This is a genomic window from Kitasatospora sp. NPDC085879, assembly GCF_040686255.1.
GTDB lineage: Bacteria > Actinomycetota > Actinomycetes > Streptomycetales > Streptomycetaceae > Kitasatospora.
Genome location: NZ_JBFBJZ010000054.1, coordinates 1 through 14,956, shown reverse-complemented (window position 1 = coordinate 14,956; position 14,956 = coordinate 1). Strand labels below are relative to the sequence as shown.

Annotated in this window: 13 protein-coding genes; 2 read left to right on the top strand and 11 right to left on the bottom strand. The window is 74.1% G+C overall.

The window, feature by feature from the left end; translation table 11 throughout:
- Positions 1 to 17 precede the first annotated feature (17 nt).
- Entirely contained in the window at positions 18 to 359 is a 342-nt protein-coding gene (locus tag AB0P35_RS31045; RefSeq protein WP_363517433.1) for a DUF2218 domain-containing protein, read from the bottom strand.
- Positions 360 to 550: 191 nt separating this feature from the next.
- Here AB0P35_RS31045 and AB0P35_RS31040 point away from each other — a divergent pair, with 191 nt between their 5' ends.
- Entirely contained in the window at positions 551 to 1,048 is a 498-nt protein-coding gene (locus AB0P35_RS31040) for a MarR family transcriptional regulator (RefSeq protein ID WP_363517430.1), read from the top strand.
- Here AB0P35_RS31040 and AB0P35_RS31035 read toward each other — a convergent pair.
- Positions 951 to 1,880 (bottom strand): EamA family transporter, encoded by a 930-nt coding sequence (locus tag AB0P35_RS31035; RefSeq protein ID WP_363517481.1) that lies wholly within the window; start codon positions 1,878 to 1,880, stop codon positions 951 to 953. The genes AB0P35_RS31040 and AB0P35_RS31035 overlap by 98 nt on opposite strands.
- A gap of 208 nt (positions 1,881 to 2,088) precedes the next feature.
- On the opposite strand from AB0P35_RS31035, the gene AB0P35_RS31030 reads away from it, so the two are divergent.
- Positions 2,089 to 3,039: a LysR family transcriptional regulator gene (locus AB0P35_RS31030; RefSeq protein ID WP_363517427.1), complete on the top strand. Its 951-nt coding sequence runs from the start codon at positions 2,089 to 2,091 to the stop codon at positions 3,037 to 3,039.
- A 67-nt stretch (positions 3,040 to 3,106) separates the two neighbouring features.
- On the opposite strand, the gene AB0P35_RS31025 is transcribed toward AB0P35_RS31030, so the two are convergent.
- From AB0P35_RS31025 to AB0P35_RS30985, 9 genes are all read right to left on the bottom strand, one after another.
- The gene (locus AB0P35_RS31025) at positions 3,107 to 3,832 is read right to left on the bottom strand and encodes a ZIP family metal transporter (RefSeq protein ID WP_095875651.1); all 726 of its coding nucleotides are present in this window, start codon (positions 3,830 to 3,832) and stop codon (positions 3,107 to 3,109) included.
- Between the two features lie 217 nt (positions 3,833 to 4,049).
- A complete protein-coding gene (locus AB0P35_RS31020; RefSeq protein WP_363517424.1) occupies positions 4,050 to 4,481 on the bottom strand; it encodes a DUF6278 family protein in 432 nt (143 codons plus the stop codon).
- 113 nt (positions 4,482 to 4,594) lie between these two features.
- Complete coding sequence (locus AB0P35_RS31015; RefSeq protein ID WP_363517421.1) at positions 4,595 to 6,235, bottom strand: restriction endonuclease; 1,641 nt, start codon at positions 6,233 to 6,235, stop codon at positions 4,595 to 4,597.
- 374 nt (positions 6,236 to 6,609) lie between these two features.
- A complete protein-coding gene (locus AB0P35_RS31010; RefSeq protein WP_363517418.1) occupies positions 6,610 to 8,433 on the bottom strand; it encodes a hypothetical protein in 1,824 nt (607 codons plus the stop codon).
- Positions 8,434 to 8,595: 162 nt separating this feature from the next.
- Positions 8,596 to 9,246 carry a YigZ family protein gene (locus AB0P35_RS31005; RefSeq protein WP_363517415.1) on the bottom strand — a complete coding sequence of 217 codons (651 nt, stop codon included), beginning with the start codon at positions 9,244 to 9,246 and terminating at the stop codon, positions 8,596 to 8,598.
- A gap of 205 nt (positions 9,247 to 9,451) precedes the next feature.
- Positions 9,452 to 10,714: an aldolase/citrate lyase family protein gene (locus AB0P35_RS31000; protein ID WP_363517476.1), complete on the bottom strand. Its 1,263-nt coding sequence runs from the start codon at positions 10,712 to 10,714 to the stop codon at positions 9,452 to 9,454.
- A gap of 244 nt (positions 10,715 to 10,958) precedes the next feature.
- On the bottom strand, positions 10,959 to 12,512 hold the full coding sequence (locus AB0P35_RS30995; RefSeq protein ID WP_363517412.1) for a DUF2637 domain-containing protein: 1,554 nt from the start codon (positions 12,510 to 12,512) through the stop codon (positions 10,959 to 10,961).
- A gap of 131 nt (positions 12,513 to 12,643) precedes the next feature.
- The gene (locus tag AB0P35_RS30990; RefSeq protein WP_095874788.1) at positions 12,644 to 13,327 is read right to left on the bottom strand and encodes a response regulator transcription factor; all 684 of its coding nucleotides are present in this window, start codon (positions 13,325 to 13,327) and stop codon (positions 12,644 to 12,646) included.
- Positions 13,279 to 14,613, bottom strand: coding sequence for a sensor histidine kinase (locus AB0P35_RS30985; protein WP_363517408.1), 1,335 nt, complete (start codon positions 14,611 to 14,613; stop codon positions 13,279 to 13,281). The genes AB0P35_RS30990 and AB0P35_RS30985 overlap by 49 nt, the downstream gene beginning before the upstream one ends.
- Positions 14,614 to 14,956: the final 343 nt, after the last annotated feature.

Here is a 14,956-nt window from a genome sequence, read left to right as displayed (position 1 = left end):
CGCGGTCCGGCGCGGACTCAGCCGGCGGCCGGCGGCTCCTCCTGGTTGCGGTGGACGAGGCCGGGCTCGCCGCTGTCGCGCTTCCACTCGACGACCAGCTCGTCGCGGGCGCCGAAGCGGACGAGGTGGCGGCCGACCACGTCCTCGAGGTCGGCGAGCCGGTCGGCCTCGCCCTCGACGACGAGGAGCAGGCCGCCCTCCTCCGCGGTGAGGGCGGCGGTGCCGTACGAGAAGGTGACGGTGCCGCGGCCGGTCTCCTCGGACCAGTCGGCGGTCACCCGGCGCCCGAGGTGGGCGGCGAGCTGCTTGCCGTAGCGGCCGGGGCGGTCGGTGGCGACGCGGGCTTCGGATCGGGACACGGGTGCTCCAGTGTTCTCGGGTGCTTCGGATGCTTCAGGTCGGGGTCCGCCCACGGCGGGGCCGACCACCTCTACGCTAAACCGAATAGTGAGCTTGCCTCAACAATATTTCGGATCGGGACACCGGCGCACCGATAACCTGGCCCCGCAGCCTCGGGCCGGGCCGGGGCACTCCGAGCCGGGAGCCCGCCATGACCACGCCGCCGACCGCCGACACCGCCGCGGAGCTCGCCGACGCGCTCACCCGGGCGATGAAGCGGATCCGCCGACAGACCATGCACCGGCTGGAGCCCTACGGCATCACCCCCGCCCAGGCCCGCGCACTGCGCACCCTGGCCCACGCCCCCGGCTGCGGGGAGGACTCCGGCGGCGCCCCGATGCGCCTCAGCGAGCTGGCCGAACGGCTGCGCATCGTGCCGCGCTCCGCCACCGCGGTGGTGGACGCCCTGGAGGAGGCCGCGCTGGTCGCGCGCACCCCCGACCCGGCCGACCGCCGGGCCGTCCGAGTGGTGCTGACCGACTCCGGCCGGGCCGCGTTGGAACGGATCGGGCAGGTCCGCCACGAGGTCGCCCAGGAGTACTTCGAGCCGGTCAGCCGCGCGGAGCAGGAGGTTCTGCTGCGGGCGCTGCGGGCTGCCGAAGCAGCGTACGAGTCAGCGCCGCCACCCGGCCGGCCGGCAGCGCGGTGAGCCCGATCCCGGCGATCACCAGGGCGGCCGCGACCCCTGCGAGGGAGCTGAACCGCTCACCGAGCAGCAGCCAGGCCGAGGACATCCCGAACACCGGCACCAGCAGCGAGTACGGGGCCACCGCCGAGGCGTCGTACCGGCCCAGCAGGCGGCTCCAGGCGACGAAGCCGAACAGGGTGGAGACCAGCCCGACGTAGGCGATCGCGCCGATGCCCGCGGCGGTGATGCCGGCGAGCGCGTCCAGGTCGGCCTCCGGGCCCTCCACCAGCAGGGACAGGGCGAGCAGCGGCAGCGGCGGCACCGCGCTGACCCAGACCATCCAGCGCAGCGCGTCCGCCGGGGCGGCCCGGCGGGTCAGCACATTGGACAGTCCCCAGAACGCGGCCGCGGCGATGACCAGGGCGAACGCCGCAACCGGGCCGCCTAGGCCGTGGTCGACGGCGGCGACGGCGATGCCGCCGAAGGCGATGGCGAGGCCGGCCGCCCGCTGACCGGTCGGCCGCTCGCGCAGCAGCACCGCCGCGAACAGTGCGGTGAACACCGCCTGGCTCTGCAGCACCAGCGAGGACAGCCCGGCCGGCATGCCGGCGTGCATACCGAGGAAGAGCAGCCCGAACTTGGCCACGCCGAGCGTGCAGCCGACCGCCACCACCCACTTCCACGCCACCCTCGGCGGACCGACGAGGAAGACCGCGGGCACGGCCACGACGGCGAACCGCAGCGCGCAGAAGAGCAGCGGCGGGAAGTTCTCCAGGCCGACGTGGATCAGCACGAAGTTGAAGCCCCAGACGGCGGCGATCAGCACCGCCAGACCGATGTCGCGCGGCGCCATGACGGCACCGGAGGCGGCGGCCGCCGGTGCGGCCGAGGACGGGGACGGAGACGGGGACGGGGACGGGGACGGGGACGGGGAGACGGCTGACGTGGAGGCGGCGGGGCCGGCGGTCGGTGGCATGGGACGAGCCTGACGGTCCGGCATTGTTCAGCACCAGCGATGAATTCTGAACCGAACCATTCAGCAGTGCTTTAGCATGGCCGCCATGTTGGACCTCGGCAGACTGCGGGCGCTGCACGCGGTGGCGGTGCACGGCTCGGTCGGCGGCGCGGCGGCCGCCCTCGGATTCACGCCCTCGGCCGTCTCGCAGCAGATCTCCAAGCTGGAGCGTGAGACCCGCACCGTGCTGCTGGAACGCCAGGGCCGCGGTGTGGTGCTCACCGATGCAGCAGTGCGCCTCGCCGACACCGCACGGCAGCTGCTCGCCCTCGTCGAGCAGGCCGAGGTGACGCTGGAGGAGCGGCGCGGCCAGGCGGTCGGCCGGCTGCTGGTGGCCTCCTTCGCGACCGGTGCCCGCGGGGTGCTGCCCGGGGCCCTCGCCGACCTGCGGGAGCACTGCCCCGACCTCGACGTCCGGCTGCTGGAGACCGACCCGTACCTGGCCGTCGAGCTCGTCACCCGCGGCGAGGTCGACCTCGCCCTGGTACAGGACTGGCCGACCGTGCCCCTCCCCGTCCAGGACGGGCTCTCCCGGATGGACCTCGGCCTGGACCCGGTGGACCTGCTGCTGCGGGCCGAGCACCCGCTGGCCGCGCTGGACACCGTGCCGGTGGCCCGGCTGCTCGGGCAGCGGTGGATCAGCGTGCCGCCGGGCAACATCTGCCACGACTGGCTGGTGCGCACCCTCCGCGAGGCCGGCGAGGAGCCCGACGTGCTGTACCAGGTCGGCGAGTTCGAGACCCAGATCGCGCTGATCGAGGCCGGCCTCGGACTCGGTCTGGTGCCCCGGCTCGGCCGCGCGCCGCTGCCCGCCGGGGTGGTCGCCCGACCGGTCTCCCCCGAGCCCACCCGCCGCGTCTACGCACTGTGGCGCACCCAGGCCTCCCGGCGTCCGGCGATCACGGCGGCCCTGCGGGCGATCCGGGAGCAGTGGGCACGCGTGGAGGCCGCCTCCGCCGGTGCCCTCGTGGGGCGGATGTCCGGCGGCTCGGCGTAGCCCGACCCCGGCCCCGACCCCGACCCCGGCCCCGACCCCCGGCCCCGGCTCGGTCCCCGGCCTGGGCTCAGTCGGCGAAGCCGATGACCAGCCACATGAAGGCGACGCCGAGCAGCGTGCAGAGCAGGGTGGTGCGCGAGGGGTGCGGGCTGTGGGCCTCCGGCAGGATGTCCGAGGTCGCCAGGTACAGCAGGAACCCGGCGAAGAATCCCAGGTAGAGGCCGAGCAGGTGGACCGGGATGGTGAACAGCAGCGTGATCGCCGCCCCGGTCACCGGGGCCAGCGCGTCCGCGGCGAGCAGCGTGAGCGCCCTGCGGCGGTCGTTCCCGTACATCCGGGTGATGGTGTACGTGTTGAAGCCGTCCGCGAAGTCGTGCGCCACCACCGCTATGGCCACCACGGTGCCGACGGTGGTGCCCGCCTGGAACGCGGCGCCGATCGCGAAGCCGTCCATCAGGCTGTGGCCGACCAGCGCGCCGGCCGCGGTCAGCCCGATGCCCTGCCGGGCGTGGTCGTCGTGCCCGTGCCGGTGCCCGTGGGTGTGGGCGGCGTACTCGCCCTCGTGGCTGCGGTGGATGGCCACGGCCCGCTCGATGATGTGGATCGTCAGGAAGCCGGCCGCGAACATCAGCAGGGCCTGCGGGACGCCGTGGATCTCGTCCGGTGCGGCCCGGACCGCCTCCGGCAGCAGGTCGAAGGCGACCACGCCGAGCATCAGCCCGGCGGCGAACCCGAGCACCAGGTGCCGCCGGTCGCCGGTCCGCTGCGCCACCCAGCCGCCGATCAGCGTCATCAGGAAGGCCGCGGCGGCGACGAGGATCGCCGTCACCGGTCAGCCCCTCGGTCCTCGGGCCCTCGGAGGTCGGGCTGGTGGTCGTCGGGCTGATGGTCGTCGGGTCTTACGGTGCGGGGCGCGCGCTGGGCTTCGGGCCGGAGCAGCCGCGCGGGGCCGGGCAGCGGGACGGGGCCGGGCGGGAGCGTGGGGGTCGGGGCGGGCACGGCGGGCGGGCTCAGGCGTCGGTGGCGGCGAGGTAGGCGGCGGCGAGCTGGGGCGAACCCACGACCGCCCAGCTGTGGCCGATCGCCGTGACGTCGAGCTCTCGCCCGCCGGGCAGCACCACCAGCGGACGGTCGTGTTCGTCGAGCCGCCAGACCGTACCGGGCACGGTCCGGTGCAGCACCGTGCCGAGGTACAGGCCGGCGTCGTTGCCCAGCCACTCCGAGACCTCCGGATCGTCGCGCCAGCGCGGCAGCAGTTGGTCGAGCTGGGTCAGCGAGGTCACGCCGTCGTCGAGCCGCACGCCCGAGTCCTCGGCCAGGTCGCGCAGCAGCCCGCACTCGGCGAGGAGGCCGGCCATGGTCGCCTCGTCCGGTTGCAGCGGGGTGCCGTCCCGGCTGTGGGCATACCGGGCGCGCCACCTGTCCAGGAACCCGATTCCCATCCCTCCAGCCTGACAGGGCGGCGGCGCCGGTGCAGCGGTCGGACGCCGCCGGGCGGGCCGTCCGTCCGGCGCAGGTGCGTCCGCGCGGTGCCGCCGCCCGGGCCCGGGCGCGCTCAGCCCGCCGCCAGGGGCAGACCGAGGTGCGTCCGGGACAGCTCGCGCACGCCTTCGCCGTCGATGAGGTGGATGCGCCGGTAGCCCTCCTCCGCGGCGAGGTCGAGCGCCGCCTCACCGAAGCTGCCGGTGGTGAGGCGCAGCCCGCGCTCGGCCCCCTCCTCGCGGACGGCCTCGGCGAGGGTGCGCAGCTCGTCCTCGGCCACCGGGTCGGTGTTCCGGGAGGCCCAGACGACCCACCGGCCGGGCAGGGCGCTGTCCTTGGCCCCCTCGGCGGTGGCGACCAGCCCGAACGGCCCGCGCAGCCGCACGCTCCAGGTGCCCAGGCCGCCCCGGGTGAGCAGCTCGCGCACCAGCTGGGCGAACTCGTTGGGCGAGAGCTCGGCGGTGGAGGGCACCGTGGCACCGGCGGTGCCGTTGGGCACCACCGGCACCGGCCCGAACGGGTCGGGCGTGACCACCGCGGACAGTTCGCGCAGCCGCAGCAGCGCCTCGTCCTGCTCGGCGTCGGCGTACACGCCGAGCACGGGTTCGTCGTCCTCCGCCGGCACCGCCGGGCCCCCGGACGGCTCGGTGATCAGACGGGTGCGGGCGAGCGCGTCACGGTCGGCGTCCACACTGAGCAGGCAGACCGGGGCGGTGCCGGGACGGCGCAGCCAGCCGTTCAGCACGACGCCGGCGAGGATCCCGTCGGTGTCCACGGCGTCCGCCGCCTGCAGGGCGCGCAGGGCGAGGCGGGCGGCCAGGCGCAGGTAGTCGGAGGACCGCTCGGACGGGGGACGCGGGACAGGTTCGGCCGCGCCGTCCGCGGCCAGCCGGTAGCCGGTGAGCGAGGGCACCACGTCGAGCGGCGGCAGGTCGAGGTCGAGGACGGCCGTCCGGGTCAGCGGACGGAACAGTGCCCGGCAGGTGGACGGGATGTCGCGGGTGGCACCCTCGGCGGCCGCGAGGGCACGCTCCAGCAGCGACTCCACCGCGGCCGGCTCGGACAGCCGGTAGGCGCGGCGGCACTCCTCCAGGCTCTGGTTGTACTCGCGCACCACCCTGGCCCTGGCCTGCTCGGCCTGCTCGTGGGCGGCCCGCGCCGCCCGGGCCTCGGCCGCCGTGCCCTCGGCCTGACGGGCCCGCCACTCGCGCAGGTCCTTCTGGTGGCGGAGCCGGGCCTGGGCGAGTTGGCGCTGGTAGCCGGAGTCGAGGAGCCGCCGGGAGGCCGGCTCGTCGGGACCGGCGGCCGGGGGCTCCGGCGGCGCGTAGTCCGCCCAGCGCGGCTCCGCCTCGGCCGGCGGGAGATCGGCGTCGGCCGGGAAGGGCCGCGGCTCGTAGCTGCGCAGCTGGCTCTCGAAGTCCATCGCGGAGACCGGGAGCGCGGCGCGGCGGAGCAGGTCGGCGAGGTGCTCGTGCTCGGCCTGCACGGTGAGGGTCCGATGGTGCGTCAGGGCTGCCGCGCGGGCGTGTGCGACGACCGCGTCCTCCTCCGGCACCCCGGCGGGCGCTTCCGCCCCGAGGTCGCGGAAGAGCGTGGCGAGGAAGCCGGCCTGCAGCGGTTCGGGGGCCTCGTGGGCGGGTTGGGCTCCGGCGGCCCGGAGTGCGGAGACGGCCGACGGTGTTCCGTCCGTGCGGCTGTCGGGTGAATGCTGCATCAGCGGTCGATCCCCCACTACGTCACTGAGCCACTAACGGCACTGGGCCACTACGTCACTGAACGTTCGGCGAGATCGCAGCGGCCCGGACCAGCCCGCACGCGCTCGCAGGGGCCGCTCGGTCACGGCCCCTGCCGAGCATTCTCCACCGTTCGGATGCACCGGTCAGCCAACAACCGGGAGTTGGCCACGCTGCACCGTGACCAAGCCACTCGTGGGGGTGCCTCCCGGCCGCGGTGTTGCCACCGCGGCCGGGGTGAAGGCGTGCCGTGGGTCGGTCGGTCCCTGGTGTGATGGGGGTGATGGTGTCTGCCTGTCAGTTGGTCCCGTCTGTCTGTGGGGATCGGTGCCGGTGGAGATCGGTGCCGGTGGGGTCAGTTGGTGCGGGTGTTGGTCAGGTGCTGGCCGATGTAGCCGACGTAGATGCGGCCACTGCCCGAGCAGTCGTCGAGGTAGTGCAGGCGGGGCGCGGTCGAACCGCCGCCGATCCGGAGGTGGGCGCCCATGAAGGCGCGCCGCGAGGCGTCCACACAGGACGGCACCGGCAGCATGCGCTCCCGCTTCCACTTGGCGTGGCTCTCGACCGTGCGGGACTCCCAGCGGACCGCCTTGCGCGGCGGGAAGTGGTGGCAGCCGGGCGGGGTGTGCTCGCACCAGGCCTTGAAGTCGCCGCCCGCCTGACCGCGCACGGCCGCGGCCGCGTACTCCTGAAGGGCGGTCAGCCCGTCCCAGGCGAGCCGGGCCCAGCCTGTGCCGTCGGGCTTCCCGTCCAGCGCGATGGTCTCCTTCTCGTCACCGGTGAACTCCAGCAGCGGGAACTCGGCGAACCGGCTGACCAGCTCCCCGAAGCTGTCCGGCCCGAGTTCCTTGTCCGCGGCGACGTCCCTGACCAGGCGGGCGAACTCGGCCTCGGCGGGTGCGAGCAGCGCGGCCGCCGGACGCAGGTCTGCCGTCTGCATGACCGCGACGAGTGGTGCGGGCACCGTGGTGCAGAGCCGGCTGCCGGAGCGGGGGGGCCGTTGCACGGTGCGGCGGCGCCGCTCGTCGACCCGGGAGCGCGGTGCCTCGGACGCCGTCCGGGAACGGACGGGCAATCGGTATTCCTGCGGCACGACCAGCGGGGGTACCGCGGCCAGCGCCGGGGGTGTCGGAAGGGCCGCCGCGATCTGCCGGGGCTCGCGGGCCAGCAGGCCGGCCGCCCTACGGGTGTCCTCCGCCATCCGGCGCTTGGCGAGCACCTGGTGGCGGCCCGCGTCCGCGCGGGAGGCCGGGTCGACCTCCGGGAGGTAGGTGCGCACCGCGCCGCCGTAGACCTTGTGGAATTCGAAGGCGACGTTGAACAGCGGCAGCGCGGCATGGTCGAGGACGTGCAGCGAGGCCAGACCGGTGACCTGGTGCAGGACCGGCTGCACCTGCTCGGCCAGCCACTCCTCCAGCGGGGTGGACGGAGGCACGCTGACGACGACGGCGGCCAGCCGGCGCTCCGGGTCGCAGAGCTGGTCGATGAGGTCGTCGACCTCGGCGGGGCCGACCACACGTGGCTGGGCCGTCAGGACGGCCGGGCCGTCGTAGGCGTCGAGCAGCGGCAGCAGGGTGCGGGCGACCTCGGGAACCGGCACCCGGACGGGGCTGAGGACCGGCGGGCCGGAGGTGAGGTACTCGGCCTCCAACCGGAACACCACAGGTGTGCGGCCGTCCACGGAGGTGGCGGTGCCGGCCGGGCCGACAGGGTCGGCCGGGGTGGCGAGGGTGATGGTCAGCAGGTGGGTGCGGTGCGCGCCGTCCGGGGTGCGCAGCCTGCGACGGGCGTACCGGCCGGCGGGGCTCACCGGCCCGGCGGCGGAGTCGGAAGCGGAGGCGGAGGCGGTATCAGGATCGGATGCAGTGGCGGCGGTGTGTACGGCCGGTGCCGCGGTGGATGCGGGCAGTGGGCCGGTGTCGCGGTCCAGCAGCACACGTTCACCGAGTCTGAACCGCTCGGCCCGCGGGGACCGGCCGGTCGGCGGGGGCTCGTCGTGGCCCTCCTGCTTGAGCCAGGCACCGAGCGCCTCGTCCACCAGGGCGAGGACGTCGTCGAAGGGCAGCGGCGTGGTGACGGTCGTCCGGTAGGCGGTGGCGCGTCCGGACTGGTCGGCCTGCCTGGGCAGGCCGTGTGGTTCGGCTGGGCGGCCGGAGGTCGGGGCGTGGTCTGGTGTCATGCTCGGTACCTCCCGTGGTGCAGTGGTGGGGTCTGCGGTCCTCCATCGACGGGGTGGATGTCCGGCGCCGTCCGGCGGGTGCCGGTGCGACGTCCTTGTGCTGGAAACGGAGATGCCCGGAGCGGAAGTTCCGGCTCCGGGCATGGTTAATTCGTTCGAGTGTCACTCGATCGGCAGTTCGCGGTAACTCCACCCTGCCGGCTCGGCCGCGGACGCCCCTCCGCTGACCTCGGCCAGCCAGGCGTGAAAGTCCGTCACGCCGTCCTCCGGCACACCCACTTCGATCCGGACCCCGGCGGCCTCGTAGGCCAGGTCGCGCACCTCGTACCCCGCGGCGCGCAGGTCGTTCTCCAGCCGTCCGGCCCTGGTGTGGTCGGCCGGCACGGTGAACAGCGCGACCGGGCGGCGCTCCAGCAGGCCGATCGCGTCCACGGCCTCGGAGACCGAGCCGCCGTACGCCCGCATCAGCCCGCCCGCGCCGAGCTTGATCCCGCCGAAGTAGCGGGTCACCACCGCCACGGTGTCGGTCAGGCCGCGCCGCCGGAGCACCTCCAGCATCGGCACGCCGGCGGTTCCGCTCGGCTCGCCGTCGTCGTTGGAGCGCTCGCGCCGCTGGTCGTCGCCGACCACGAAGGCGGTGCAGTTGTGCCGGGCGTCCCAGTACTGCTTGCGGATCGCGGCGATGAAGGCCTGCGCCTCGTCCTCGTCGGCGACCCGGCCGAGATGGCAGATGAAGCGGGACTTCTTGATCTCGATCTCGTGGCTGCCGGAGCCCCGGACGGTCAGGTAGGGCTTCGGACGGGGCTCCGACATGGCGCGACAGGTCTCCGGGACGGGCGGGGCGGCGGCGGACGGTGCGGGAAGAGCGGCGCCGTCGTGGCGCGACCGGACGTCCCGCACGGGGCGTTCCGCCAGCCTAACGCTCCGGGAGGGGCTCCGGACCGGCGCCGTTCCCGTGCCGCGCCCGTCCCGCGGCCGCGCTGCCCGCACCGGGGCGCCGGGGGCGCCGCGCCGCAGGTCAGCGACCGGCGAGGGCGTCCAGCGCGGCCCGGTCGAGGCCGGTGAGCCGGGTGACCTCCGCCGGGTCCACGGCGCCGCAGTCAAGGCCGCGCAGCAGGTAGCCGCTGAGGGCGCGGGCGGTGGCCGGCTCGTCCATCACGTCGCCGCCGGCCTTGGCGACGTAGGCGGCGAGCCGGGCCGCCGCGGCCTCCAGCCCCTCGCGGTAAAAGGCGTACACCGCGGCGTACCGGGTGGGCAGGTGCGCCGGGTGCATGTCCCAGCCCTGGTAGTAGGCGCGGGCCAGCGAACGGCGGACGAGGCCGTGGTGCAGCCGCCAGGCCGCGTGGACCTGCTCGGTGGTGCCGGTCGGGATCACGTTGGTGGAACCGTCGGACAGCCGCACGCCGGTGCCCGCCGCGGCGACCTGCATCACCGCCTTGGCGTGGTCGGCCACCGGGTGGTCCATGCTCTGGTAGGCCGCGCTGACCCCGCAGGCGGCGCTGTAGTCGAAGGTGCCGTAGTGCAGACCGGTGGCGCGGCCCTCGGCTGCGTCGATCATGCGGGCCACGGTGGCGCGGCCGTCCGGGCCGAGGATCGCCTGCGTCGTCTCGATCTGGATCTCGCAGCCGAGCCGCCCGGCGGGGAGACCCGCCTGCCGCTCGAAGTCCTCCAGCAGCCGGACCAGGGCCGTGACCTGCTCCGCGTAGGTCACCTTCGGCAGGGTCAGCACCAGGCCCTCGGGCAGCCCGCCCTCGGCGAGCAGGGTCGCGAGGAACAGCTCCAGGGTGCGGATGCCACGGTCGCGGACGGCCGCCTCCATGCACTTGATCCGGATGCCGATGTACGGCGGCGCCGTGCCCGCGGCGACCGCGGCGGCGACCAGGTGGGCGGCGCGGACGGCGGCCGCGTCCTCCTCGGCGTCCGGCCGGGGACCGTAGCCGTCCTCGAAGTCGATCCGGAGGTCCTCGATCGGCTCGCGCTCCAGCTTCGCCCGGACCCGGGCGTGCACGTCGGCGAGCAGCGCGTCGGCGGGGACGCCGAGGGCCTGGGCCAGTTGCTCCGGCGTCGCGGCGTGCGCGTCGAACGCCTCCAGGGCTTGGCGGCCCCAGTCGCCGACCGTGTCGGCGCCGAAGGCGTCGGCCGGGACGTACACCGTGTGCACGGGCTGACGGCTGCCGGGCTCCCCCGGGTAGCGGCGGGCCAGCTCGGCGTCGATCGGGGCCAGCAGCGAGGCCACCGCCGCCCGCGCCGCGGCGGAGAACGCGGCCCCACCTGCGGGCATGTTGCCGTCCAGCTCGACCTGCGCCATCAGAACTCCTCCATGACGCGCCGGCCGGCACCGCACCGGCGCTTCAACAAATTGTTGATGCGAAGGTAATGTTCGCCGCGCCGGGACGTCAATGCCGCACCCGTCCGGCGGACGGGTGCGGCGGGCTCCCTCACGTTTGTGGTGACGCACGGTTGTGCCGAAGGCCCGGCATGTGTCAGCGGGCCGATGTGTGTCAGTGGCCGACGCGTGCGGGCGGCTACTCGCGGCCGGAGCTGACGTATCGATTCTGCAGCTGGGCCCAGATGCGGTTCACGTCCGCCGGGTTGACCGAACCGTCCGGACGGGAGCCGGTGACCCCGTACTCGGTGGTCAGGTAGGCGGCGAGGCTCTGCGGGTCGGGCTGCTGCTCGTAGGAGTCGATGTACGAGATCAGCGCGTCGAAGCAGACGTCCGGGTCGAGCGGGTCCGCCCCGGAACGGCGCCCGGCCGACTGCGCACCGGCGGCGTCGAAGTCCAGCTCCGCCAGTTCCGCGAGGTCCGCCTCGGCCTGGTCGAAGGGCAGCGGCTCCGCCACGGCCTCCTCCCCGCCGCGCATCGCGCCGCGAGGGCCGGCCTGCGGACCGTGCTGCGGCTGTGCGAAGCGGCGCACGTCCTGCTGGAGCTGCTCGGCGTCCGCGTGGACGGTCTGCTCCAGGCGGATCGGACGCCCGAGCCGACCGGGCGACACCTGCCCGGGGGCCGGCCGACCCATGCCCTGCTGCGGAACGCCCTGGGGGCGGCCACCGGCGGACGGCATCGGACGCGCCGGGCGCTCGCCCTGTCCCGCCGGTGCGCCCTGGACCTGCGGCCCGGCCGGACGTTCAGCGGCCGCCCGCGGCGGCTTGAACCACGGGGACGTCCGCCCGCCCTGCGCCTCGGCGTCGTCGGCCTGCTGCGAGTAGCTGCGGACCGCGCGGGTCATCCACACGTTGAGCGCGGCGGCCTCCGGCTCGGAGACCGGGGTGCTGTCGTGGTCCGGGTCCTGCGCGTCCCGCAGTCGGACAGCGGCCAGCTTGGCCAGCGTCGGCACCGCGACCGAAGCCGCCACCGCGGCCGGACCGGCGGGCGCGGCCTCGCCCCGCGTCACCTCGAGCGGGCCGTCGATCCGGTCGAGGATGCTGGGGTCGAGCGGTACGCCGTACTTGGCCAGCTTGAGCGGCAGCAGCGCCTGGAAGGGCGCGGAGCGGCGCCAGCCACGGCCGTACCGGAACCTCAGCTGCGCCCGGTAGACGAGGCGGTTCTGCTCCAGCCGCACCGTCTCGTCGTACGAGCGGAGCTCCCACAGCTTCATGCGGCGCCAGAGCCGGAAGGTCGGCACCGGCGAGAGGAGCCAGCGCATCAGGCGCACCGACTCCATGTGGCGGTCGGCGGTGATCGCCGCGATCCGACCGACGGCGTGCCGGGAGGCCTCCACGACCACCACGAACAGGACCGGGATGACCGCGTGCATCGCCATGCCGAGCGCGTCACCCCAGGAGGCGGCCGCGTTGAACGCGATGGTCGCGGCGGTCAGCAGCCACGCCGTCTGCCGCAGCAGCGGGAAGGGTATCCGCAGCCAGGTGAGCACGAGGTCCAGCGAGAGCAGGACGACGATGCCCGCGTCGACACCGATCGGGAAGGCGTAGGAGAAGGCGCCGAACCCCTTCTGGACCGCGAGTTCGCGCACCGCGTTGTACGAACCGGCGAAGCCGATGCCGGAGATCAGGCAGGCACCCGCGGCGACCACGCCGAGGAGGGCCCGGTGAGCGCGAGTGAGGGATGGGCGTGCCATGTACTAGATCAACCCCTGGGGACCGGCTGCTGCCGTAAGCGACCGTTACTGCCGAATCCACCCTCGGCCGGACACGGGGTCTCCGTGCTGTGGACCGTCTCGGCCCACCGGATACTACTCGTACACGCGTTTCACGACGCCTCCCACCCGGACGCCGGTGTCCGCTCCGGGGTGCCGTTGAGGTGCGCCAACACCGCCAGGACACGGCGGTTGGCGTCTTCGGCCGGAGCGAGCTCCAGCTTCGTGAAGATATTGGCAATATGTTTGGCCACCGCGCCGTCACTGACGGTGAGTCGGGCGGCGATGGCCGAGTTCGAGCAGCCCTCGGCCATCAGCCCCAGCACCTCCCGCTCCCGGGGCGACAGGCGCTGGAGCGGGCCCGAACCGGCCCGGCTGGCCATCAGTTTGGCGATCACGTCCGGGTCCATGGCGGTACCCCCGGCCGCCACCCGGCGGATGGCGTCGACGAACTGCTCGGCGTTGAACACCCGGTCCTTCAACAGGTACCCCACGCCGCCCGAGCCGTCAGCCAACAGCTCGCGCGCGTACAGCTGTTGGACGTGCTGCGACAGCACCAGGACCGGCAGGCCGGGGATCTCGCGCCGGGCGGCGAGCGCCGCCTGGAGACCTTCGTCGGTGAGCGTGGGCGGAAGCCTGACGTCCACCACCGCGACGTCCGGCTTCTCCGTGAGCAGTGCCTCCAACAACTCCGGGCCGGTCTCGACTGCCGCCGCGATGGTGAAGCCGTGCACCTCCAGGAGCCGGATCAGCCCTTGTCGAAGGAGGTAGAGATCCTCTGCGAGGACAACGCGCACGGCAGCTCCATGGTGATGGTCGTCGGCCCGCCCGGCGGGCTGCTCAGCGAGAGCGTGCCATCGAAGGTACCCAACCGACGCTCGATGCCCCACAGCCCACTCCCCCGACCGGGCTGGGCGCCCCCGCAGCCGTCGTCGGTGACGGTGACCCGGAGCAGGCCCGCGCGGTGCAGGATGTCCACCCAGATCTGCTGCGCGCCGGAGTGCTTGGCGGCATTGGCGAGCAGCTCGCTGATGCAGAAGTAGACGGCGGCCTCCACCGGGAGCTCCGGCCGATCCGGCAGGGAGACCGTCACCTCGGTGGACAGCCGGCTGTCCAGCGCCAGGGACCGCACCGCGTCGCCCAGCCCGCGCTCGGCCAGGACCGGCGGGTGAATGCCCCGCACCAGGTCGCGCAGCTCCTGGAGTGCCTTGGCAGAGGACTGCCGGGCCTCGGAGAGAAGCTCACGGGCTGCGGCCTGGTCGGTCTCCATGAGGTGCTCGATCGTGCCGAGCGTCATGCCGATCGCCACCAGCCGCGCCTGGGCGCCGTCGTGCAGGTCCCGCTCGATCCGTCGCAGCTCGGCCGCCTGGTTGCCCAGGGCGTCCGCTCGTGTCAGCGTCAGCTCCTCGACCCTGCGCTTCAGCTGGGTGTTGCTGGCCCACCGGCCCGGCTCCAGCACCCGCGCGGCCACATCGAGGTGCGCCCGCAGCGCGTACGGCGAGAGCAGGAGGCCCACCGCGGCCACCACGCCGCCCAGCAGGACCGATATCAGGTGGCTGAGCGGGTGCCGGCTGCTCAGATCCCCGTAGGCGGGGCCCTCGAAGAGGGACACCAGGCCGAAGATCACGCCACCTCCGAGCAGCAGCACCGGGGGCACCAGGAAGAACAGCGCGGACCAGGGATTGAGCAGCCACCAGATCGCGTCCCGGCGGGTCACGCGGTCCCGCATGCTCCAGTGCAGGAAGCGCGCCACGCGCGCCACGCCGTGCCGCCGGTGGTACGAGAAGCCCGTCCACCAGTGACCGCGCTCGTCCCGCTCCAGGGGCGGCATGGGCGAGTAGTCGGCCCGCACCACCACCCCGCACCAGCGCCGGATCTGAGCCCGTGTCCAGCCTGCGCTGTGCCGCGAGCACCAGTACGCCGCCACCAGCCCCGTCACCAGAGCGGCGATCAGAACGCCGACAGGCCCCGACTCCGGGGCGTAGAGGAACTGCACCACGGTGGCGCCGGTGAGGAGGACGACCATGATCGGCACGGCGACGCTGACGCCGGCGCCGGCCATGGCGACGAGAGACCGGCCCACTGCCAGAACGGCTTCCCTGAGGCGGGCCGGCACACCACGGCCGGCCGCCTTCATGTCTTCGAGGGGCGCTACGGCTGCCACTGGGCTTGCTCCTGACGTCGGCGTACTGCGGGCGATGGCATCAGTTTCACGGCTGGAGCCTTCGCAGCACATTGGCTGTTCCACCCGTCTTTGAGGTGGACCTAGCACCACCCCCGGCCCGACACAATCTCGGGGACCCGGCGACTGAGCCCGTGAACGCAAAGAAACCCCGCCCGGAACCCGGGCGGGGCTTCTTCAGAAGAATTGTTCGGCGGCGTCCTACTCTCCCACAGGGTCCCCCCTGCAGTACCATCGGCGCTAC